Source organism: uncultured Pseudoteredinibacter sp. (assembly GCF_947500695.1).
Classification (GTDB): domain Bacteria; phylum Pseudomonadota; class Gammaproteobacteria; order Pseudomonadales; family Cellvibrionaceae; genus Pseudoteredinibacter.
This window is the reverse complement of the sequence record NZ_CANMSS010000005.1, coordinates 46,159-67,253: the sequence shown is the minus strand read 5'-3', so window position 1 is coordinate 67,253 and position 21,095 is coordinate 46,159. Positions and strand designations below refer to the sequence as shown.

At 45.9% G+C, this 21,095-nt stretch carries 19 protein-coding genes; 12 read left to right on the top strand and 7 right to left on the bottom strand.

What is annotated here, in order from left to right; genetic code table 11:
• Positions 1-76 precede the first annotated feature (76 nt).
• The 3 genes from Q1A08_RS10910 to Q1A08_RS10900 all read left to right on the top strand — a co-directional run bounded on the left by Q1A08_RS10910 (position 77) and on the right by Q1A08_RS10900 (position 1,951).
• The gene (locus Q1A08_RS10910; protein WP_299772738.1) at positions 77-529 is read left to right on the top strand and encodes a MarR family transcriptional regulator; all 453 of its coding nucleotides are present in this window, start codon (positions 77-79) and stop codon (positions 527-529) included.
• Between the two features lie 27 nt (positions 530-556).
• Entirely contained in the window at positions 557-955 is a 399-nt protein-coding gene (locus Q1A08_RS10905) for a VanZ family protein (RefSeq protein ID WP_299772736.1), read from the top strand.
• Positions 956-1,045: 90 nt separating this feature from the next.
• Positions 1,046-1,951 carry an ion channel gene (locus tag Q1A08_RS10900; RefSeq protein ID WP_299772734.1) on the top strand — a complete coding sequence of 302 codons (906 nt, stop codon included), beginning with the start codon at positions 1,046-1,048 and terminating at the stop codon, positions 1,949-1,951.
• Between the two features lies 1 nt (position 1,952).
• On the opposite strand, the gene Q1A08_RS10895 is transcribed toward Q1A08_RS10900, so the two are convergent.
• Both Q1A08_RS10895 and Q1A08_RS10890 read right to left on the bottom strand, forming a co-directional pair.
• Positions 1,953-2,285 carry a helix-turn-helix transcriptional regulator gene (locus Q1A08_RS10895; RefSeq protein ID WP_299772732.1) on the bottom strand — a complete coding sequence of 111 codons (333 nt, stop codon included), beginning with the start codon at positions 2,283-2,285 and terminating at the stop codon, positions 1,953-1,955.
• Between the two features lie 284 nt (positions 2,286-2,569).
• Entirely contained in the window at positions 2,570-3,346 is a 777-nt protein-coding gene (locus tag Q1A08_RS10890) for an SDR family NAD(P)-dependent oxidoreductase (RefSeq protein ID WP_299772729.1), read from the bottom strand.
• Between the two features lie 284 nt (positions 3,347-3,630).
• Here Q1A08_RS10890 and Q1A08_RS10885 point away from each other — a divergent pair, with 284 nt between their 5' ends.
• The 9 genes from Q1A08_RS10885 (at position 3,631) to Q1A08_RS10845 (ending at position 14,086) form a co-directional block, all read left to right on the top strand.
• Complete coding sequence (locus tag Q1A08_RS10885) at positions 3,631-4,101, top strand: Lrp/AsnC family transcriptional regulator (protein ID WP_299772727.1); 471 nt, start codon at positions 3,631-3,633, stop codon at positions 4,099-4,101.
• Positions 4,102-4,462: 361 nt separating this feature from the next.
• On the top strand, positions 4,463-5,071 hold the full coding sequence (locus Q1A08_RS10880) for a TetR/AcrR family transcriptional regulator (RefSeq protein ID WP_299772725.1): 609 nt from the start codon (positions 4,463-4,465) through the stop codon (positions 5,069-5,071).
• Positions 5,072-5,092: 21 nt separating this feature from the next.
• On the top strand, positions 5,093-6,202 hold the full coding sequence (locus Q1A08_RS10875) for an NADH:flavin oxidoreductase (RefSeq protein WP_299772723.1): 1,110 nt from the start codon (positions 5,093-5,095) through the stop codon (positions 6,200-6,202).
• Between the two features lie 168 nt (positions 6,203-6,370).
• Positions 6,371-9,631: a sensor histidine kinase gene (locus tag Q1A08_RS10870; RefSeq protein ID WP_299772722.1), complete on the top strand. Its 3,261-nt coding sequence runs from the start codon at positions 6,371-6,373 to the stop codon at positions 9,629-9,631.
• A gap of 109 nt (positions 9,632-9,740) precedes the next feature.
• Positions 9,741-11,135 carry an AlkA N-terminal domain-containing protein gene (locus Q1A08_RS10865; protein ID WP_299772720.1) on the top strand — a complete coding sequence of 465 codons (1,395 nt, stop codon included), beginning with the start codon at positions 9,741-9,743 and terminating at the stop codon, positions 11,133-11,135.
• A 26-nt stretch (positions 11,136-11,161) separates the two neighbouring features.
• Positions 11,162-11,671: a methylated-DNA--[protein]-cysteine S-methyltransferase gene (locus tag Q1A08_RS10860; protein WP_299772718.1), complete on the top strand. Its 510-nt coding sequence runs from the start codon at positions 11,162-11,164 to the stop codon at positions 11,669-11,671.
• A 108-nt stretch (positions 11,672-11,779) separates the two neighbouring features.
• A complete protein-coding gene (locus Q1A08_RS10855) occupies positions 11,780-12,241 on the top strand; it encodes a YccF domain-containing protein (protein WP_299772716.1) in 462 nt (153 codons plus the stop codon).
• Between the two features lie 386 nt (positions 12,242-12,627).
• The gene (locus tag Q1A08_RS10850; protein ID WP_299772714.1) at positions 12,628-13,467 is read left to right on the top strand and encodes a S1-like domain-containing RNA-binding protein; all 840 of its coding nucleotides are present in this window, start codon (positions 12,628-12,630) and stop codon (positions 13,465-13,467) included.
• Positions 13,468-13,711: 244 nt separating this feature from the next.
• Positions 13,712-14,086 (top strand): YkgJ family cysteine cluster protein, encoded by a 375-nt coding sequence (locus tag Q1A08_RS10845; RefSeq protein WP_299772712.1) that lies wholly within the window; start codon positions 13,712-13,714, stop codon positions 14,084-14,086.
• A 25-nt stretch (positions 14,087-14,111) separates the two neighbouring features.
• Here the strand turns inward: Q1A08_RS10845 and Q1A08_RS10840 are convergent, their stop codons facing one another.
• From Q1A08_RS10840 to Q1A08_RS10820, 5 genes are all read right to left on the bottom strand, one after another.
• Positions 14,112-14,750: an exonuclease domain-containing protein gene (locus Q1A08_RS10840; protein ID WP_299772711.1), complete on the bottom strand. Its 639-nt coding sequence runs from the start codon at positions 14,748-14,750 to the stop codon at positions 14,112-14,114.
• Positions 14,750-16,624, bottom strand: a complete 1,875-nt coding sequence (locus Q1A08_RS10835; protein ID WP_299772709.1) for a DUF294 nucleotidyltransferase-like domain-containing protein — start codon at positions 16,622-16,624, stop codon at positions 14,750-14,752. The genes Q1A08_RS10840 and Q1A08_RS10835 overlap by 1 nt, the downstream gene beginning before the upstream one ends.
• Before the next feature lie 197 nt (positions 16,625-16,821).
• Positions 16,822-18,525, bottom strand: coding sequence for a sodium:solute symporter family protein (locus tag Q1A08_RS10830; RefSeq protein ID WP_299772708.1), 1,704 nt, complete (start codon positions 18,523-18,525; stop codon positions 16,822-16,824).
• Positions 18,526-18,529: 4 nt separating this feature from the next.
• Positions 18,530-18,796: a DUF4212 domain-containing protein gene (locus tag Q1A08_RS10825; RefSeq protein ID WP_299772706.1), complete on the bottom strand. Its 267-nt coding sequence runs from the start codon at positions 18,794-18,796 to the stop codon at positions 18,530-18,532.
• A 581-nt stretch (positions 18,797-19,377) separates the two neighbouring features.
• Positions 19,378-20,751 carry a DcaP family trimeric outer membrane transporter gene (locus Q1A08_RS10820; protein WP_299772705.1) on the bottom strand — a complete coding sequence of 458 codons (1,374 nt, stop codon included), beginning with the start codon at positions 20,749-20,751 and terminating at the stop codon, positions 19,378-19,380.
• Positions 20,752-21,095 lie beyond the last annotated feature (344 nt).

Below are 21,095 nucleotides of genomic sequence, written 5' to 3'. Positions count from 1 at the left end.
TGAATAATTACCCTTAAAATACCTCCCCAGACGCCTACAAAAACAACAGCAAGGGCGAGGAAGGAAATCCAGCCGCATGAGCAGTGATAAATACCTAAAAGTTTGGCTACAACTAGCGAAAAGCTCTAAATCCATTGAGCAAGAGATGGAGACGCGCTTTCATCAGCGTTTTAAGCAGAGCATGTCTCGCTTTGATGTGCTGGCACAGCTATACCGCTATTCCCCTGAAGGCCTGCCCATGGGCAAAGTTGCAGAGCAACTATTAGCAAGCCGAGGCAACATCACTCGATTAGTCGATAGAATGGTCAATGAACACCTTATTGAGCGCAGCGCTAGCCCTCTGGATCGACGCGTAATCCAAATTCGCATTACCGATAAGGGTCTACAGCTGTTTGAAGAAATGGCCCAAGCTCATGCAGACTGGAGCCAGGAGTTACTTGGCGACCTCACCCCACTAGAAATCGATCAACTCTTACATTTATTGAAACGTGCGAACAGTGCCTTTAAGGTAGCCACCGAACCCGAATAACCATTAACCCAATCGGCAGGAAGCCCCGTGCGCTTTTGGACCCACCCTAAAAATAGCTCCTTAGTTCGTTATACCCGCTACCTGCGCTGGTATCTGTTTGGGGTTCTGCTAGCTATCGCCCTGTTCTTTAACTTGAGCCCAAGCCCCGGTGAAGGCTTCACTATAATCTGGGATAAAGCCCTTCACTTTTTCTGCTGGGCAGCCGTCACCGGCGCACTAGGTTTAGCTCGCTACCCAAATGTTATTAAAAACCTGGACACCATCGCTATCGTGTTGATTTCCAGCGCGGCGGAAATAGGTCAGCTCTGGGTGCATGGTCGTAGCTTTGATCCCGCTGACCTCCTCGCCAACAGCTTCGGCATTGCTTCGGCATTGCTCATTTGGCGAACCATAAACCATTTACGTAAGCACTATAGCCCCAACTAATTTCACTTTTTACGTTTAGCAAAGCTGGAAGTTTTGACTATGCTCAAATGAGCAGTGATGACATAGTGAACTTACAATAAGGGGCCATGGGTGTTCGAAGATGATAGTAAATGGCAGCAAGGTGAAATGCTGTCTAACGACGAAGTGGCCACACTCTTGCAACAGCGCGCAGGTACCGGCCAAGCCATGCGCAACTTCAAATTAAAATCTTGCAATCTCGAAAATATCAATCTTGTTAATCGACACTCAAAGCATGGTCATCGATTGATCGACAGTGATTTATATCGCGCTAATATGCGCGGCGCACACTGTTTTATGCTGGATCTCAGTGGCAGTTCTTTAATGAAAGCTGACTTTACTGGCGCAAATTTGCATTGCGCAAATCTCAGCGATTGCAATCTCCTGGGCACCAAGTTTCATGACGCCAAGCTTGAAAATGTTAATTGGGGCAATAAGGTTATCCAAGAAGAACAAGCCGACCAAAGTCAGAACCAAGAAGAGAAACTTGATCTGTACGAGCAAGCCGAAGAAATCTATCGTCACTTACGTAAGGTTTTTGAAAACCAAGGCCTGTTTGAAAACGCTGGCTACTTTTTTGAGCGGGAAATGGTGGTACGGCGCAAGCAAATGCCAAAATATTCCACCAAACGTTTGATATCCAAAATCGTAGATTTATTTTGTGGCTACGGCGAGCAGCCGATTAGAGTCGTGGTCTTTAGCAGCATTACTATCTTAGGCTTTGCCACGCTTTACTTTTTTTCCGGGGTAAACTTTTCTGGTGAAGAAGTAGCTTTTAACTCCTCTCTTAGCGCTAAAGCTAACACACTCGCCTATTTAGAAAGCATCTATTTCAGCATTGTAACCTTTACCACACTAGGCTATGGCGATATAACACCTACAGGCCTATCCAGACTATTTGCCGCCATAGAAGCTTTAATGGGCAGTTTTACACTGGCTTTGTTTGTGGTGGTTTTTGTTAAAAAGATGACCCGCTAAATTAATAACTAACAGCAAACGCGATAATAAAAGCCACTATAAATGCAATGGCTGAATATTTAATAGCAAGTGGATTCAACCACGGCCTTGCAATAGCTATCTCACCCCCAAAAGCCGTATTGGAAACAATACTCTGTTGCTCCAACAAATCGGCAACATCAATACTATAGCTAGCGCAAATCGCCTTAACAGTTTCTGGGGAGGCGACACCGCTTTTCTCAACCCTTTGAATCGTTCTTAAACTCACTCCTGCAACATCTGCAAGGTGGGACTGACTCCAGGCTCGGTGTTCACGTAGCTGTTTCAATTTTTCTGTATTTAACTGCATATCCATAATTGTATCCTCGGCAACAGACCACTGGGATGATTGCCGAGATACACCTTTTTAGAAACGTCTTGTGTATGACATACCATGACATAGATACGACAGCATTGCGACACAAGGCAAACCAGGCTCTACATGTACATTTGGTTCAAACGTCATGTTCAGGGAAAGAAGAGAAAATAGAGGTGCTTAAAGCGAATGTCTTTTGCTATTGGTGCCAAGAGGCAAACAGGATCGAAACCTTAAAGGTTTCGATCCTAAGTGCAATATAAATGCACTATACGCAATCCGAATTAACGCGGTTGCATGCGAATACCACCATCCAAGCGAATGGTTTCGGCATTCAGATAAGCAGTCTGCGCGATACTCACCACCAAATCACCAAACTCAGATGGCAAACCCAAACGCTTAGGAAATTGAACATTGGAGATTAAGGCATCTTTTACATTGTCTGGTAGAGACTCCAACAATGGGGTTCCCATAATGCCAGGAGCGATAGTATTAACTCGAACACCAACACCCGCCAAATCACGCGCCATTGGCAAAGTCATACCAACAATACCGCCTTTACTCGCCGAGTAAGCGGCTTGTCCCATTTGGCCATCAAAGGCTGCAACCGAAGCGGTATTGATGATAACGCCACGCTCAAGCGCTTCACCCATAGGCTCATTTTTAGCCATTTGCTCAGCAGCTAAGCGAGCCACATTGAAAGAGCCAACAAGGTTTACGCTGATCACCTTGTTAAAGTCGCCAAGATCCAAGGCCTGACCTTCACGGTTAAGCACTTTACCGGCAGTCGCAATGCCGGCGCAGTTCACTAGAATATGAATCGCACCAAAGGCATTCATGGCATCGCTAATACCCGCTGCTACCGAAGCCTCATCGGCAACATTTACCACGCTAAAGCAAGCGCGATCACTGCCTAAATCGGCAACTGCCTGCTGACCTGCTTCTTCGTTCATATCGAAGATGGCCACTTTAACGCCAGCAGCAACCAGCTGATCACAAGTAGCTCGGCCCAAACCAGAGGCACCGCCCGTTACAATTGCGACTTTATTATTGAGTTCCATAAGATCTCCAAGGATTATTTTCTTAGTAGCCCAGCTCAGTACTAGGCGATCACAAATTGGTGAGCAGTTATACCATAAAGATGGCCATCTCCCCCTGTCCGATTCTTACAATTGGCTTGATCAGCCTACTTGGCGCCCTAATCAACCACATCTCGAAACAACCGACTATTTTTCGCACAGGTTACGCTCGTCTAATTTGTCGGTAAATTTATTGGCATTTAGTGACAGATCCAAATATCTGACTAGACTTAGGACATTAAACTAAAAGTTAGAGAGATATTAGGATGTCGGATACCTTTGCCTTGGATGAATTTGATCGCAAGATTCTGCGCGCCTTGCAGGAAAATGCTGATTATTCTATGGCCGAGCTGGGAGAGGCGGTTGGCCTTTCACATACCCCCTGCTGGCGCCGCATCAAGCGCCTAGAGAAGGAAGGGATAATTCAGGGACGAGTCACTTTGTTGAATCCTGACTCACTCTCGCTTGGCGTCTCAGTCCACGCTTATATCACCATGACTAAGCATGATGAAGACTCATTGACGGCTTTTGAAAATGCCGTACAAGAGTTTCCAGAAATCGTGGAGTGCTATTCCACCAGTGGTGAGAAGGACTATTTACTCAAGGTGGTTGTTGGCAGCGTTGATCACTATGAAACGGTGTTGAAAACCCGCTTAGTACACTTGCCAAATGTGGCCTCGGTGAATTCTACCTTTGCATTGAAGCAAGTTAAATTCACAACTCAGCTGCCAATCTAGCACTATCCTCAATCGCTTAGGGAAGAGCAGCTTAAACCTTCCCTAAGTTTTCAGCCGTTATACTACACTCGCACAACAGCAGGCTTTCTATATAGAAGCTAAACCACACGACTTTATTACAGGCAAAAAAAACCCGCCTGTTAAGACGGGTTAAGTATTCAATATAGGAGGAGAGCAATTAACTTGCTGTCTTCTTAGTCTGCCAGTCCCCTATTTAGTTCCACGCCCTGACAAAATCTGGGGAAATTAACCGTAAAAGTCTACCCAACGGTCAATTAGTACGGGGGAAGGTCATTTTTGACCATATTAACTTACCTACTAGTAGGTTAATTTAAGCAGTATTAAATAGTGGAAAACCCCTATGTCAGCGCAACTCAGTCCAATCAAGCAGGTTCGTAAGAAGAACCGCAAGCAAGAGATTATTCAAATCAGCCTTGAGTTGTTGCAAACCCATGGCTATGAAAACTTCAGCTATCAAGACATCTCCAGTGCTCTGGGCATTACCAAAGCAAGTATTCACTACCACTTCCCCAAAAAAGAAGACCTAGGGCAAGCGCTGTGTGAAGCCATTAAGCAATGGCATGAAGATCTTTTTCGGCAATTGCGAGCCAACGACATTAGTGCCCATGAAAAATTACACGCCTTTGTACAAGCCTTACTCAGCTATGCCAAAGGCCCAAATAAAGTCTGTCCTTTAAGTTCGCTGCAAGCCGATGTCGCTAAACTGCCCATGGCCTTATTGCCAACCCTACAAGACTTAGACCGGCATGAACTCGACTTTATCAGCCAAGTATTGGAAGAAGGTCGCCAAAATGGTGAGTTTAGCTTTCCAGGCGATGCCAATGCCCAAGCGAGCATTTTTGTTTTAAGCCTAAAAGGTGCGCTGCAGTATTCCAGAATTCATGGTGGCGAGTGGATCGCCCCTGTCTTACAACAACTTGATCAATTGCTGCTAGCAGGCGATCACTAACCACCCTTCAAAGAGAGCATTATGAGCCACTCAGAAACCTTATTTCGCCCCGCCAAGCTGGGTAACTTAGAATTGCCAAACCGTATCGTTATGGCTCCCATGACCCGTACCGCATCACCAGGTAATGTGCCTAATGATATGGTCGTTGACTACTATCGTCGCCGTGCTGCTGGCGGCACAGGTTTAATCATTACCGAAGGTACTTGTATCGATCATAAAGCCGCCAACGGCTACGAAAATGTACCTTACTTTTATGGCGAGGATGCTTTAGCTGGATGGAAAAAAGTTGTCGATGCCGTTCACGCTGAAGGTGGCAAGATCGCGCCACAACTTTGGCATGTCGGTGCTATTCGCCGCCCTGGAACCGAGCCCGACAAAGAAGTACCAGGTTATAGCCCAAGTGGCATGGCCAAAGAGGGTAAAGTTACCGGTCACGCCATGAGCAAAGAAGACATTGCTGATGTTGTCGCCGCTTTTGCCCAAGGTGCGAAAGACGCAAAAGCCATCGGTATGGATGCCATTGAGCTACATGGTGCCCACGGCTATCTTATCGATCAGTTTTTCTGGGAAGGCAGCAACCAACGCGATGATGAATACGGTGGTAGCCTTGAAAACCGCTCACGTTTTGCAATTGAAATTATTAAAGCCTGCCGCGCAGCCGTAGGCCCAGATTTCCCAATTATCTTCCGCTGGTCCCAGTGGAAGCAACAAGACTACCCTGCCCGCTTGGTGAACACTCCAGAAGAGCTTGAGCAGTTCATCCAGCCTTTATCCGAAGCAGGCGTGGATATCTTCCACTGCTCCACTCGCCGTTTCTGGGAGCCGGAATTCGAAGGTAGCGATCTAAACCTTGCCGGCTGGGTAAAGAAAATTACCGGAAAACCCACTATCACTGTCGGTAGCGTAAGCTTGAACCAGGACTTCCTACCGGTTGATGGCACACCAATGTTCCGTGAGGCAGAGCCTGCAAGTCTAGACAACTTGATTCAACGTATGGAGGCGGACGAATTTGACTTGGTTGCCGTGGGTCGCGCCCTTATTGCCAACCCAGATTGGCCTAAGATTGTTCGTGAAGGCCGTATGGATGACATGGCCGCTTATGAAAAAGACATGCTGTTCAAGCTAGTCTAATTCAGCAATAGGCTAGAGCCGAAACAGCGGCTCTAGCCTATATTTGAGATATATCGAGAAATCACTCACGCCATTAGGCCAAACCTTCATTCTAAGCTATAACTATTCTATACAGCAGTTTTTCCTTGCTAACTTCCAACTAAAAGAAAGGCAGGCAAGCCCTATTCCATGCGACAACATTATCGCTTGATACCTCTATTAACACTCTGGCTGATGGGCAACGCTCTATTCGCGGAGAGTAGCAACAGTGGCAGCGACTATGAGGGTTTATTTCAAAGCGGCTCACCCTACTTTCACGAGCTAAAGCGTGATGGCTTTGAGACTACTTCAATTCTCAGTTTCGCCAAAGACCACCATGGTCGCCTATGGATGGGAGGGCGCTATGGTATCGTTTGGTATGACGGCTTTGATTACCACAGAATAAAGAGTGGCGACAAAACTGTCGGCGGACAATCTCCCATTTATAAATTGATTAGCGCCAATGAAAAAGGGATGTGGTTTCTAACTCACCGAAAAACCGTTTCTTTTTATTCTTTCTCTGCGCAAAGAGAATTTAGTGACATCACCCTTAAGCGTTTTCAAGCTGAGGATATAATCGCTTACCAAGGCAATGATTTACTCGTTGCCAGCGATACAGGTATATACAAAGTCGCTTTTGACAATAAAAGTAACAACTTTAATATCACAGAAATTTACCTCAGCAAGAACCCCGTCTCTTACATTTCTAGCTTTCAAGATCAGATATTTTTCAGCACTCAAGATGGATTGTTTCAACTGAATAGCAAAGGAGAGCTCAGCGCTCTTGGCTTCACCGGAAAGATAAGCTCCAAATTAATTACTGACCCTGAAGGTGGGCTATGGTTTTCCAACGAAGGGAGTTTGCTGCGCCTTAAAGACCAGAATATAGACCGTCGAGTGGATAATATTGGATTGATTACCGAAATGGTCTTCAGCGTGGATGGTAGCCTATGGGCTGGTACTCGAGGTAACGGTGTGTGGCAGGTAAACCCAATTGATGGCAGCGTTATCAAGCAACACCCAATCAATTCCGTTCACGGGCTGGCGTTAGGCGCCGACACCATCAACGCGATTTATGAAGATAATGCCGGAATCATTTGGCTGGGTCGCTTTTCAAAACCTTCTATGTTTATTAACCCAGAACGACAGGCCATTCGCAATATTGCCAATAACCCCTGGCAGCCAAATCAAATACTGAATAACTCGATCTTTTATATATTAAAACACAGCTCTGAACGAATTTGGCTTGCCCATTCGCGTCAGGGAATCAGCATATTGCGAGCTGACGGCGGCTTGTATGCGAAGCTCGATAGCAGTAATGAAGAGCAAGATGAGACACTACCCAAAGGATCTGTTTACGCTTTAGCCGAAGATAATTCAGCGAGTGTCTATGCTTCTATCGGGGAAAAAGGCGTCTATAAAATAAGTCCTGATCTAGAATCCGTTCAAGCTTTGGGCGATAGCAAGCATGAGATCGGGAGAAAATACTTTAACCTTGTCTTCGATAAGAAACAAAGGTTATACGCATCAGGGAGCCATGGAATTTTCAGATACTCCAGCGAGCAGAATCAATTTGAAAAAATTGATCTAGGAAAACTGGGGCCATACTCCTCGAGAACGAACCACTCCTTCACAGATAAAGACCACAATCTTTGGTTTGCTGGCAAAGACTATATTGCTGTCATTAAAGCGGGTGGTGACTCAATCAGTGCTCTATTGCATGCGGGGCATATCAAGAAAATTTCCGGCGACACTCGAATTCGATACGCATTTCCAGCACGCAGCCAACAAGCGATGCTATCTTTTGGAGGTAAACTCTATCAAGCCAATTATCACAGCAAGAAGCAGACTATATTCTTGCAAGAGGTTCCACTTGAACAGTCGATATCAGGTCGCTTTTTTGAAGATGATAATGGCCAGCTGTGGTCATCTCATGAAAACGTAAACATACATTCTGGAAAGTATCGGAAACTCGGCCGTGCGGAAGGTCTGCTACCACATATTGATCGATACTTTGCTCAAGTGGAACTCACTAACAATCGTCAACTTCACGGTAGCGCCGAGGGTTTAGTTTTTCTTAAACGTGATCAATTAAGGTCTTGGCGCTTCGATACACCCACTGTGGTTTCTAAGGTGACTATTGATGGTCAGCCTATAGATTTAACAGCCAATGCCATAAATCACTCTATCTCGGTGGCAGCAGATACACAGCTTGTCGAGATCACTGCGGCGGCCTTAGATTACAGCGCTCCAAATCAAAATCGCTATGCCTACCGAATCAAAGGTTATCAAGACAACTGGATTGAATCGACTTATCAAGGGCGCCGCATAAGCTTAAGCAAGCTTCCACCAGGAGCCTATCTATTGGAAATCAAAGGTAGTAACCGTGTAGGCGAATGGGGCCGCCAAACTTTAAAGTTGTCACTGAAGATACTTCCTGCTTGGTATGAGACGTATTGGTTTCTCATTGCACTCATTATCCTTGCTCTGTTACTTCTCTATTTACTTTATCGTTGGCGTGTTCAACAACTAACCAATAAGCAAAAATGGCTCGAAGAGACGGTAAAAGAGCGTACTAGCGAATTAAATGAATCTTTAGATAACTTACAAAAAACGCAGAACCAGCTAATCGAAAGTGAGAAACAAGCTTCTCTCGGACGATTAGTAAGAGGCGTTTCCCATGAGCTTAATACGCCGATTGGAATATTGAAGAGCAGTAATAGTGGACTGCAACATTTAGCAAAAGATACTCAAAATTCATTTGATAGTGGCCAGCTCACCGAACAGAAACTAAAATCGCTAATGAAAAACACCATCAGTAGCAGTGATCTTATGGCCAAGAATATTGAACGTATGGCCCAGCTGACTAGCCGTTTCAAACAAAGTGCGGCTGAAGAGTTGCCGGTGGAAAAACAAGCTATTTATTTGTATAAAATACTCGAAGCAAGTCTTGCTTCAGTAAAAGGCAAGCTTGATGCTCACAATGTAGATGTGCATATCGATTGTGATAAAACTCTATTGCTAGATAGCTATCCAGTGGTACTAAAAAATATTATCAGCGAAATCCTGAGTAACAGCTTGTACCATGGCTTTAGCGAGCTGAGAAAAACTACGGAAGACATAGATAGAGAGAACCAAGAAAGCCCTCATTCCACCATAAAGATTCGAGTAAGACATCATAGCGATAACTATAAAATAACCATCTCCGATAACGGCCGAGGAATGTCTGCAAGTGAACGAGAGCAGATATTTGAACCATTCCATACCAGTTCCCAAGAAGCTGAGCGTATCGGTCTAGGAATGCACTCGGTGTTTAATTGGGTCAACCAGATATTAAAGGCTAGAATTATCTGTCGCTCACTTCCCAACAAAGGCACTGCCATAGTACTTATTTTGCCTGTCAATCTTTAAGCCATAAGCTTTCGATTGCAACCAACACTCAAAATGGTTCAGTTCCGAAACCCGCTAGTTAACGGTAGTATTCGCGTTACAATGAGCAAAACCACTAGCGAGAAGCATCATGAGCCAAACGCTCAATATCGAACAACTTCATCAAGCTAGGCTCAGCCGCGATGCCCGCTTTGACGGGTTATTCTTTGTTGCCGTCAAAACGACTGGAATATACTGCCGACCAATCTGCCCAGCACCCGCAGCGAAGGAGAAAAACGTCGATTACTATGAGCATGCCTGGCAAGCTCAAGCAGAAGGCTATCGACCTTGTTACCGCTGTCGACCAGATGCCAGCCCTGGATCGGCCGCATGGCGCGGAACGCACAGCAGCGTGACTCGAGCCATGGGCATGATTGATGACGGTGTTCTGGACGAACAGTCGATGCCTGAGCTCGCTGAACGCTTGGGCATCAGCGATCGATATTTACGCAAGCTATTCCAGGAACATATTGGCCTATCGCCACAACACTATGCCCAACTCAAGCGCTGCGACTTTGCCAAGCAACTTCTACAGAACAGTCAGCTCAGTATTACCGATATCGCTCTCGCCAGCGGATTTGGCAGTGTTCGTCAGTTCAACGATATTTTTAAAAAGTACGCTGGCCAAACACCTTCGGCATTACGTAAAAAAACCCATAAAGCAAATGCCGAAAACCTCATTGAGTTACCACTATATTATCGCCCACCTTATAACTGGAAACAGTTGCACAGCTTCTTGAGTAAACGCTACTTAGCAGGCTTGGAATGGCTTAGTGAGAATAGCTACGGCCGCAGCTTTAGCTGGCGAAGCCAAGAGCATTTAAGCTATGGAAAATTTACCGCGCAACACCTGCCTGACAAAAATGGCTTTTTATTGAAGCTTGAGATTGACCGCCTAGAAGATTTACGCGCTGTCATTGCCAATATAAAAAGGCTTCTGGACTTGGATGCCAATAGTCTACTTATCGAACAGCAGCTACATAAAGCAGCGCCTAAGTTACAGCTCTGCGAAGGCTTGCGCCTACCAGGAACTTGGGACAGCTTTGAGGCCGGTATTCGAGCCATTTTGGGCCAACAAATATCGGTAGCTGCGGCGAAACAACACATGGAGAATCTCATACAACATTATGGAGAATACCGAGATGGGCAGCTGTACTTTCCTCAAGCTAGAGCTTTGGCCCAGCAAGATTTCGAAATTTTTAAAATGCCCGGAGCTCGCAAACAATGTTTACAGAACTTCGCCCGTTATTACCAAGACCAATTACCTTGGCAGCTTAATGCTGAAGAATGGTCCAATATTAAAGGCATTGGTCCATGGACCATCAACTATGCCGCATTAAGGGGAGCTAGCCAGCCTGATATTCTTCTGGATGGAGATCTAGGTGTTAAAAAGGCACTCGATAAATACGGTATCGACATTGATAGCGAGTTGGCCGGGCCTTGGCGTAGCTATTTAACCCTGCAACTCTGGGAACAATTATCTTAAAGAACCACTATACTTAAAGAACCACTATGAATAACAATCTCAAAACCAACAATAAGGGCGCGGACAAGAGTCGGTACCCCTATCGTGAATTTATTGAAACCCCAGTGGGCTGCCTGCAAATTTGCGCTCTGGAAGATGGCCTGTGCGCCATCCTTTATGCCCCAGAAGAAGGCGTTAGCGAGCAGAGCAACGAGTACACCCGATTAGCCAAAAAGCAGCTGCAGGAATACTTCAATGGCAAGCGCAAAGAGTTCCAACTCAGCTTGAGCGTTGAGGGCACCGACTTCCAAAAACAGGTTTGGCAACAACTAAAGGCCATCCCCTTTGGAGAGTGCCGTAGCTATGGTGATATCGCCCAGGCGCTAAACAAACCCAAAGCCATGCGCGCCGTTGGGGCCGCAAATGGACGCAACCCATTACCGATTATTGTGCCCTGCCACCGGGTGATAGGCAGTAATGGCGCTCTAACGGGCTTCGCCGGCGGCTTAGACATGAAGGAATGGCTGCTGCGCCATGAGGGCTATTCGCTGGTTTAATAAGCAGCGGGAATACTATTCGCCATTTTTATCAAGAAACGTTAACCTTCGCCTCTAAGTCTTAGACAATGACGTCTAAAGTAGTAAGACAATAAGCGAGGAGAAGCAATGTTACGTTTAGTGCTCAATATTTTATGGCTATTGCTAGGTGGCGGTATCGTGGCCGGCCTGGTATGGATGTTCATCAGCCTAATATGCTTTATTTCCATCATCGGTATCCCGTGGGGACGTGCATGCTTCAATATTGCTCTATTCAGCTTCTGGCCGTTTGGCAGCGATGCGATCGATAGAGAAGAGCTCAGCGGTAAAGATGACATTGGCACCAGCCCATTTGGCACCATCGGTAATATTATTTGGTTTTTCCTAGCAGGTATCTGGTTAGCCATCGCCCATGTTTGTGTGGCCATCTGCTATGCCGTAACCATTATCGGTATCCCATTCGCCATTCAGCATATTAAATTTGCTGGCATATCACTGGCCCCGATTGGTAAATCCGTCGTGAGCTACGAAATCGCAGCAGCCGCCAAAGCAAAAAATGCAGCTGCCAAAGTTGACGCTATCAGGTCTTAACTTATTCGTATTTTCTCTACAAAGAGCGCCTATATTGGCGCTCTTTTTCGTTCTAGCCAACCACCTCAGATTACTAACTAAGGCAAGATAGTTCATTAGAGAACAGCCTAAGCTGGAATCTAAATCAACGCTTATTGCTCATGTATGGTATGGCGAGGCAACTGTCTTTTATCATCACGAGGATGGTAAATAGTCCCCATAGGACATTCCGACTAAAACTGGTAAAATTCTATCGCCTAGCGTTTATTAGGGGCACCCAATTTATCTACGCCACATTGCCGAAGGCTAAAATGATCTTTGAATTATGTAGTGGTGACCTACAATACCCTGGCTGATGCTGCAATCAGCACTCTATAAGGACGGAAGAACTCTTGAATTACTACACCATGAAGACACCCAAGATGGGGCGTTATGCGCAATTAAACGTCGTTGACTTTCACCCTGCAGGTGCACTGTTAGAGGGAGGCAAACTGGGACGCATATTGTTGCCTAGCCGGCAAGTTCCAAGTGACATTGAAATAAACGACTCCATTCGAGTTTTTATTTATCGAGATTCCGAAGATAGAGTAATAGCAACTACCCAGCGCCCCAAAGTACAACTCAATCAAGTAGCTAATTTGAAGGTTCTCGACGTAAATAGTACTGGTGCTTTCCTAGACTGGGGCTTGAGTAAGGATTTATTTTTGCCATACTCGAATCAAAGTAATAAAGTCGTCGCTGGACAACACATTCTGATCTATGTCTATCTCGACAATGAGGATCGACTTACCGCCACAACCCTTCTCGATCGCCACTTAAAGGATTTTAGTAGTGATTATAAACTTGGTGAAAAAGTTCGTTTAACCATTGCGAATCGTAGTGATCTCGGCCAAAAGGTAATTGTCGACCACCAATATTGGGGGCTAATACACAAAGATAATATGCGTCAGTCGTTAAAAATTGGGCAGCGTATTGATGGGTATATTCGACAACTACGAGACGATAAACGACTGGATATTTCACTCGAGCAACCTGGCTATAAGAAAGTAGGCGGGCTCTCGGATCAAATACTTGAACGATTGCAGAATGCTGGAGGCTACATCGCCCTCGCTGACAAAAGCCCTGCCGAGCTCATAGAAGCAGAGTTTGGTGTTAGTAAACGCGTGTACAAGATGGCCATCGGCAAATTGTATAAAAACCGTATTATCACAATTGAAAGCGACGGCATTCGACTCATTGACAGCTAGCTTTGAGCGAAAGCCTTTGTTGCAAAAAAACCACAGCTGATAGAACAAGCTTTAGCTGGCCCACACAACATAATTGCGCAATACGTACCGCGTTTTACGGGTTTAGTTTTAGATAAGGCAAACGCAGATCTAGTGGATAACACAGCAAAAGACTGGACCGCAGCAATTGTAGGCAATTTATAGGGCTTTTATCTATCAACATTCATTTAGGTATACAAAAATACCAGCCTATGGTTATACCACTGTGAAAGATTGCAATCAGTGTGGTAAATGCTGCCTAAAATATGGTGGCCAAAACTTGGCCACCAGTGATGAAGAGATTGCGCTCTGGGAGATCTTCAACCCTGAAATTTACCGATATGTGAAAAACGGTAAAATATGGCACGACCCAGATACCGGAGCAAAGCTGCATAAGTGCCCATTTTTACGAATGGCGACAAAGCCAAAAACGGGCTCTGGGACACAATACCTATGTGATATATATCTTAACCGCCCAGAAGATTGTCGCTTATATCCAAGCGAAATTGGCGAGATGGTTAGGGATGAGTGCGAGATGATAGAAGCCGTAGATTTACTCAATATCGCCAAAGCACAAGACTTACTAAAAAAACACTCCTAAAGGGTAAATCTTGTTTATTGTGGGCTTATCGGCTCAGGCGAAGTATCTCAGCCAAATTGATCTCGTCTTGCCCGCTCATATAACTCATTTGAGCAAGAAACAACTCTGCCGTCGCCAAGGCATCTGTTAGAGCATTATGAGCCTTGTAAGCGGGTAGATTATAACGATCGCGGCATTGATTTAAGCGCAAGGAATTAGCTACAGGCTGCCCTTGGCGAGTGCGGCGTTGAAATTCGATTTGCATAGTATCCGCCGCCAGCAATTTGCCGTACTCGCTTTGATGTTTCGCGAGAAAAGCTAAATCTAAACCAGCATGATGTAACAACAGTACTTTTCCTTGTCGCGCCTGATCTAACTGCGCCAAAGCGTCTTCCATCGTATGACCGCCATCAGTATCACAATCGCGAATCCCGTGGATAATCGCGCTATCACCTACCCCCGAGTGCTCACTGATTAAACAATGACGTCCTTCACCCGGGCAGATAAAACCCTCGATGATGGGCACATAGCCAATGCTCAGGATATCGCCTTGCTGAGGATCTAAAGAGGTTAGCTCTAGATCTAGCGCAAGAAATTCAAGCTGACGAAAATCTTTATTCAGGGCATCAACAAACCAATCTTCCTGGCCGCGCCCTAAAGATAATTTGTTGAGCCACTGCAACATTACATCATACCTCGAGTAAATTTGAGCTTAAGGCCTGCTTGGCTCCGACTCACTACATCGAAAGCATCTTTAAGCTGATGTCTCGATAAGCTCGATACATCTTCTGGGCTTAAATAATTATCGGGCTTCTCGCCAGCCGCCATTTTACGCCCTTGATGCTCCAAGCGTAAATGTGAAATAAACTCATAGGCATCGCAAAGGTCCCGGGCATCTTTTAGGGCTAACATCTTACCCTGTGAGATTTGCTGTAGGCGCTTTAAGGTATTAACTTCTTTGCAGCCAGTGGCCAGCGCATAAATTCGGGCAATATCCGTTACCGGCATAACGCCACGCAATTTCATATCGAAAGTATTTTTATGCTCACCATCACGAGTAAGTACAAACTTCTTGAAGAAACTTAGCGGAGGGGTAAGCTGCAAGGCATTATGAGTAAGGCTAGCTAGAAATATACTGTTTCCTTGGCAGCGCTTCAGCACGGAATCTTGTAGATTTTCGAATAAAGGCTCATCACCATAAATCATTCGCATATCAAAGAAGATGCTTGAATGCATTAAGGCTTTGGGGGAAGGCTGATCAATCCAACGGAAGAAACACTCCTGCCATTTATTCAGTGGCTGACGCCAACGATCAGTGGTGGCCATAATATCGCCTGGGCAATACACATAACCACACTCGTTTAAGCCATCACAAACGTAACTGGCAAGAGATTTGAAATAGGCATCATGCTCTGGCTTTACTTTGTTGGATAGCAGCAAACCATTGTCCTGATCCGACTTAGCGGATTGCTCTTGCCGCCCTTGAGAGCCAAAAGCCAACCAGGCAAACGGCACCGGCGGCTCACCATACTCTTCGATGGCCTGATGGATTAATTGCCGAGTAATTGCATCGGTTACCGTGGTAACCACTCGCCCAACTTCTTCTGCACGAGCATCACGGGCAATCATATTCCGTAATAACGTGGGAATATCTTTGGCAATTTGCACTAAGCCAGCCCGGTCTTTGACTCGACTGGCTTCACCAATCAAATAAACAGGTTCAGAGCGCTGATGCTTAATCACATCGGTAGCGGTGAGAATACCTTTGATTTGTTCTTTACCCTCAGCACCCTGGTCAACTACTGGCAGGTGATGAATATTATGGGTAGACATGATCATCAATGCTTCGAATAACATGGCATCATGCGCGACGGTAATAGGTTCTGTTGTCATAACCTCAGACACGGCAGCGCTATAGTCTAGGCCGGCGGCCACCACTCTAGAGCGCAAATCCCTATCGGTTAATACACCACTTAAGCCTGTATCGCCAACCACCAATAAGCTTGATACCCTATCTTCTGTCATTTTCTGAGCAGCTTCTCTTACCGTTGCATCAATGGCAATGGTAATGGGCGATCGGCTAATGACATCGGCTACCGTTTCGGTGAGCTGGGAATTTCGTTCCTTGAAGCGTACTGCTTGTCTTAATCGTTTGGCATGAGCCTGATTAAAAAAACGGTCAAAAATTCGATTATCTCGCCGCAAACTTTGAAAGGTTGCTTCATCGATTTGATACAGCAAACCATCTTCCAACACTACGCAATGGTTGGTGACCTTATGCCCAGTTAATAAAGATGGAAAACCAAAATAACCGCCAACGTCTACTTGGTCGACCAGCTCATTATTCTGATCTCGAATTTCGAAGGCACCGCTGCGAACAATAAAAAGCTTGGGGTTTTCTTCTTGAAAAAGATCTGGCGTTGTACCCTGACGGTGGTAGGCAATTTTAACGGAATTAGCCGCTCGCAGTAATAGCGGCTCTTCTAAATGATCAAAGGGCACACATTCCAGTAAGAATTGTTCAATCTCTTGAACTTCAATCGAACTCTCTTCGCTCATATCCACTCCTTGCCCATAAACAAAAAAAGCAACTTACTCTAGTCGGTTTGGGGGAAGAGTAAGCTGCCAAAGTGCGGTTGGGAACCGTACATTCGCTAAACAGATTGTGACTGATGAAGAATTTTCTGTCTTGCGATACCTCAAAAGAGATTAAATAAGTGCCCGGCCATGTAGCCGGGCTTGGTATTTAGTCGTACTTAGTGGTCTTGAGCGGCGCCCGAACCTTTCGGGAAGCGAATACTCTCAACCAAATCCTGTACTTCTACTGGGGTAGATGGGGTCATGCGGCTAACCACGATGGATACCACAAAGTTCAACATCATACCTAGCGTACCAATACCCTCTGGGGACACACCAAACCACCAGTGCTCGGCATTGTTGGCAGAAGGATCGATAAACTTGAAGTAAACAATATAAGCGGTAGTAAACAATACACCTGTAACCATACCGGCAATCGCACCCTCTTTGTTCATCGACTTGGTGAAGATACCCAAGATGATGGCAGGGAAGAAGGAAGCGGCGGCCAGGCCGAAGGCGAAGGCTACTACCTGGGCCACAAATCCAGGCGGATAGATCCCCAGTAATCCTGAGAAGACAATCGCTGTGGCGGCGGCTATTCGAGCAAACATAAGCTCTTTCTTATCACTGATATCTGGCGCCAAATCCCGTTTGAGCAAATCATGGGATATCGACGTCGAGATTACCAAGAGCAAGCCCGCTGAAGTCGATAGTGCCGCAGCAATGCCACCGGCAGCTACCAGTGCAATTACCCATGCTGGTAGGTCAGCAATCTCTGGGTTAGCCAATACGATGATGTCACGGTCAACTTTCATTTCGTTGCGCTCATCACCTGAGTAGAACATTTTGCCGTCGCCGTTCTTATCTTCCCAGCTGATCAAACCGGTTTTTTCCCAGTTTTTAATCCAGCTTGGCGCTTTAGCGTACTCGGTGCCATGTGCTTCTGGACCGTTAATGGTATTCACCATATTTACGCGAGCAAACGTCGCTACAGCTGGAGCCGTGGTGTACAAGAATGCGATAAACAGTAGCGCCCAACCGGCAGACTTACGCGCATCACGTACTTTAGGCACGGTGAAGAAGCGTACGATCACGTGGGGAAGACCTGCAGTACCTACCATCAGTGCCGCTGTAATAAAGAATACATCGATGGTCGATTTATTCCCGCTGGTGTATTCCGTAAAGCCGAGTTCTCGCGAGAGCCCATCTAGCTTGTCCAGAATGAACACATCAGTGCCGGCTTCTTTATCACCAAAACCTAGCTGAGGAATGGGGTTACCGGTCATCAACATGGAGATGAAAATTGCCGGTACGGTGTAGGCAAAAATCAATACGCAGTACTGAGCTACCTGGGTATAAGTAATACCCTTCATGCCACCTAGTACGGCATAGAAGAATACTACGATACCACCCAAAATTACGCCGGTGGCAACTTCCACTTCTAAGAAGCGAGAAAATACCACGCCAACACCACGCATTTGGCCTGCGATGTAGGTAAAGGATACGAAGATCGCACACAATACCGCTACGCGACGAGCCACCTGGGAGTAGTAGCGATCACCAATAAAGTCAGGCACGGTAAACTTACCGAACTTACGCAGGTAAGGTGCTAAACATAAAGCAAGCAGTACATAACCACCGGTCCACCCCATTAGGTAAACCGAGCCGTCATAACCGATAAAGGAAATGATACCGGCCATAGAGATAAAGGAGGCTGCACTCATCCAGTCGGCTGCGGTCGCCATACCGTTGGCAACGGGGTGAACACCACCACCAGCAACGTAGAATTCTTTTGTTGAACCTGCACGAGCCCAGATTGCGATGGCGATATACAGTGCAAAGCTCGCACCTACCATGATTATCGTTAAAGTTTGGACATCCATGAGCTTACTCCTCTCTCACGCCGTATTTAGCATCGAGCTTGTTCATCAACCAAACGTAGATGAAAATCAAGCACACGAATACGTAGATTGAGCCTTGCTGGGCAAACCAGAAGCCAAGTTTAAAACCACCCATGCGGATAGAGTTAAGTTCATCTACAAATAAAATTCCGCAGCCAAAAGAGACTACGAACCATACCGATAGTAAAATCAGCATGAGTCGGACATTCTCCGACCAGTAGGCTTTCGCCTTATCACCACTTTCAAAAGCCATTACGCTTCCCCCTTTTTGCCCTCTGGGCATTTATTGTTTACCGTTTTGGTTTCGGACATTGGCAATGTAACAAAGCCAGAGTCAAATCGAATTTAGACATTGGTCTATTGATCTACTAAGGTATAAATCTGCTATCCATTGCGCACTTGAGACTTTATTAGTACGCAACTCCTGGCCGCTCTAAAAGGGTGTGTGAGCTTGCCTGGAACACGCTTAAACCATCCAGGGCGCTCGACTTCGCGCCGTCCATGGCGCTCTACGGTTCCTGACAAGCTCACACACCCTTTCAGAGCTACATTAAGTAAATATTATTCAAGCTTTTGGGCTGCACTCTCTAGGTAAAAGGTGGGGTTTGTCTTGCTGAACAATTAGAGCGAGCGCCGAACGAGCAAAAAAGACTCGCGTCTTTTTTGCGAGGCTTTTTTGTGACTGAGGGAAGCCTGGAAGGCCGCCGATCGTGAAGCAAGGCAAGCCCCACCTTTTACCGACAGAACTCCACCAAACATTTATAAAGCCCATAAAAAACTGGGCGATTCCCTCTCGGAAATCGCCCAGCAAACAAAGACTGTGATCAACTCAGCTTAGAAAGCGTATTTCACAGACAACAACAAGCGTTTAAGGGAACCTTTATCATCATCAAGAACGTTACCAGTGTTCTCAAGCTCTTTAGTCGCGTAAATGTATTCACCACCGAGCGTTAAGCGTTTGATCGGCGAGTACAATAGATTCGCGTGAATACTGGTGTAATCAGCAGCGGTAGTCGCTGCCAGGTAATCTGGATTATCTGCGCTGGTGGCAGATAAAGTTAAGTTTGAACGCCACTTATTATTCCAGTGATGCTTCCAGTTAATGAAGCCACCCCAAGCATCAATCAGCTCAATTTCACCATCATCACGAATAGCACCAGCACGGAAACCGTTCAGGCCCATATAACGACCTAGAGCATCACCGTAGTTAAACATCACACGGATTTCATCACTGGTCATGGTGTATTTACCAGCAACGCTTAGAGCATAGCCTTGATCATCTGCGCTCGCCGCGCCGGTATCGTATTTCAGCTCGCGAGTCATAGCTGCCAGAGAGTAACTAAAGCTGCCAGATTTACCGTTATATCGGGCGATTAGATCAGGGATACTGTTATCGTCATACGGGTTTTCGCTGGCACCGTATAAAGTGGTAGCAGGGTTCTCGGCCGCTAGCATAAAGCTGCCGCCATCAAGCTTGCGGGTGTAACGTAACTGCGGCTGGCGCTCAAAGATTGTGCCAACTGGGCCAACGAAGTCTAGAGACTCTGGCAGCGTGCCAACATTAAAGAAGGTAGACCAAGTTTGACCGGCCAACACCGAGTTTTTACCGTCGATATTCCAATCGATAAACGCGTGGCGTAAGCGCTCAGCAGATGAGTTAGAGATACGCTCATCACCTTGACCACTGGCAATGGCATCGAATTCCATAAAGGTACGGACATGACCGGTATCGGTTTTCGTCTTGGTAGAGATATTAAAGCGAGAAGTCTTGGCATGCGCGTGGAATTTAACATCACCGCCTTCACCACCGACAGGAATCACCGAAGGCACCAAGAAGTCTTCACCGATACCAGCGTTTGCCGCTGCGCCATCTGAATAATCCGAGAAGTTCATATCGAACTTTACAAAACCACCGATATTCACATCCGTGTTTCCAATACGGAAGTTACTTGGATCACCACCAAAGGTTTTACCCTTAGAGGGCTTAGCTGCTGGAGCATTAGCAACCTTTGAACCTAGATCCTGTACGGCCACCTTATTTTTGTTCATTTGTTGCATGAGCATTTTTACTTGTGCTTGCAACTCGGCTACTTGCTGTTCCAGCTCTGCATTGCTTGCCGCGTGAGCGGCCTGGGTGCTTAAGCTAATTGCTGCGACGCCGGCCAACATAAGTGACCAGGATTTTCTTTCATTATTTTTCTTAAACATCGAATAGTTCTCCTCAGAATGACTTCTGGCTATTGAAGCTGGGGGCATTGTCAAAGGCTATGAGCTATTCGAATATTGGCCATTAGTCTAAAGCTTGCGCTAACTCGACTAATGTCTAAGAAAAATATTCGCAGACACTCGACTAAAGTCGAATAAGAAAATGTACAAATCTCAAATCATCAACTTCTCGACCTATGTCTAATGGCTTAAACACTAGTAGTTGCAGCAAAATCGAGCTACTCAAATAAAAGCTATAAACACACTTTGCACTCTGTCTGCGCAATAGCCTTTCTGAACGGTAGAAAGAAAGGGTAGAGAGAAAAGATAGAGAAAATAATAGAGAG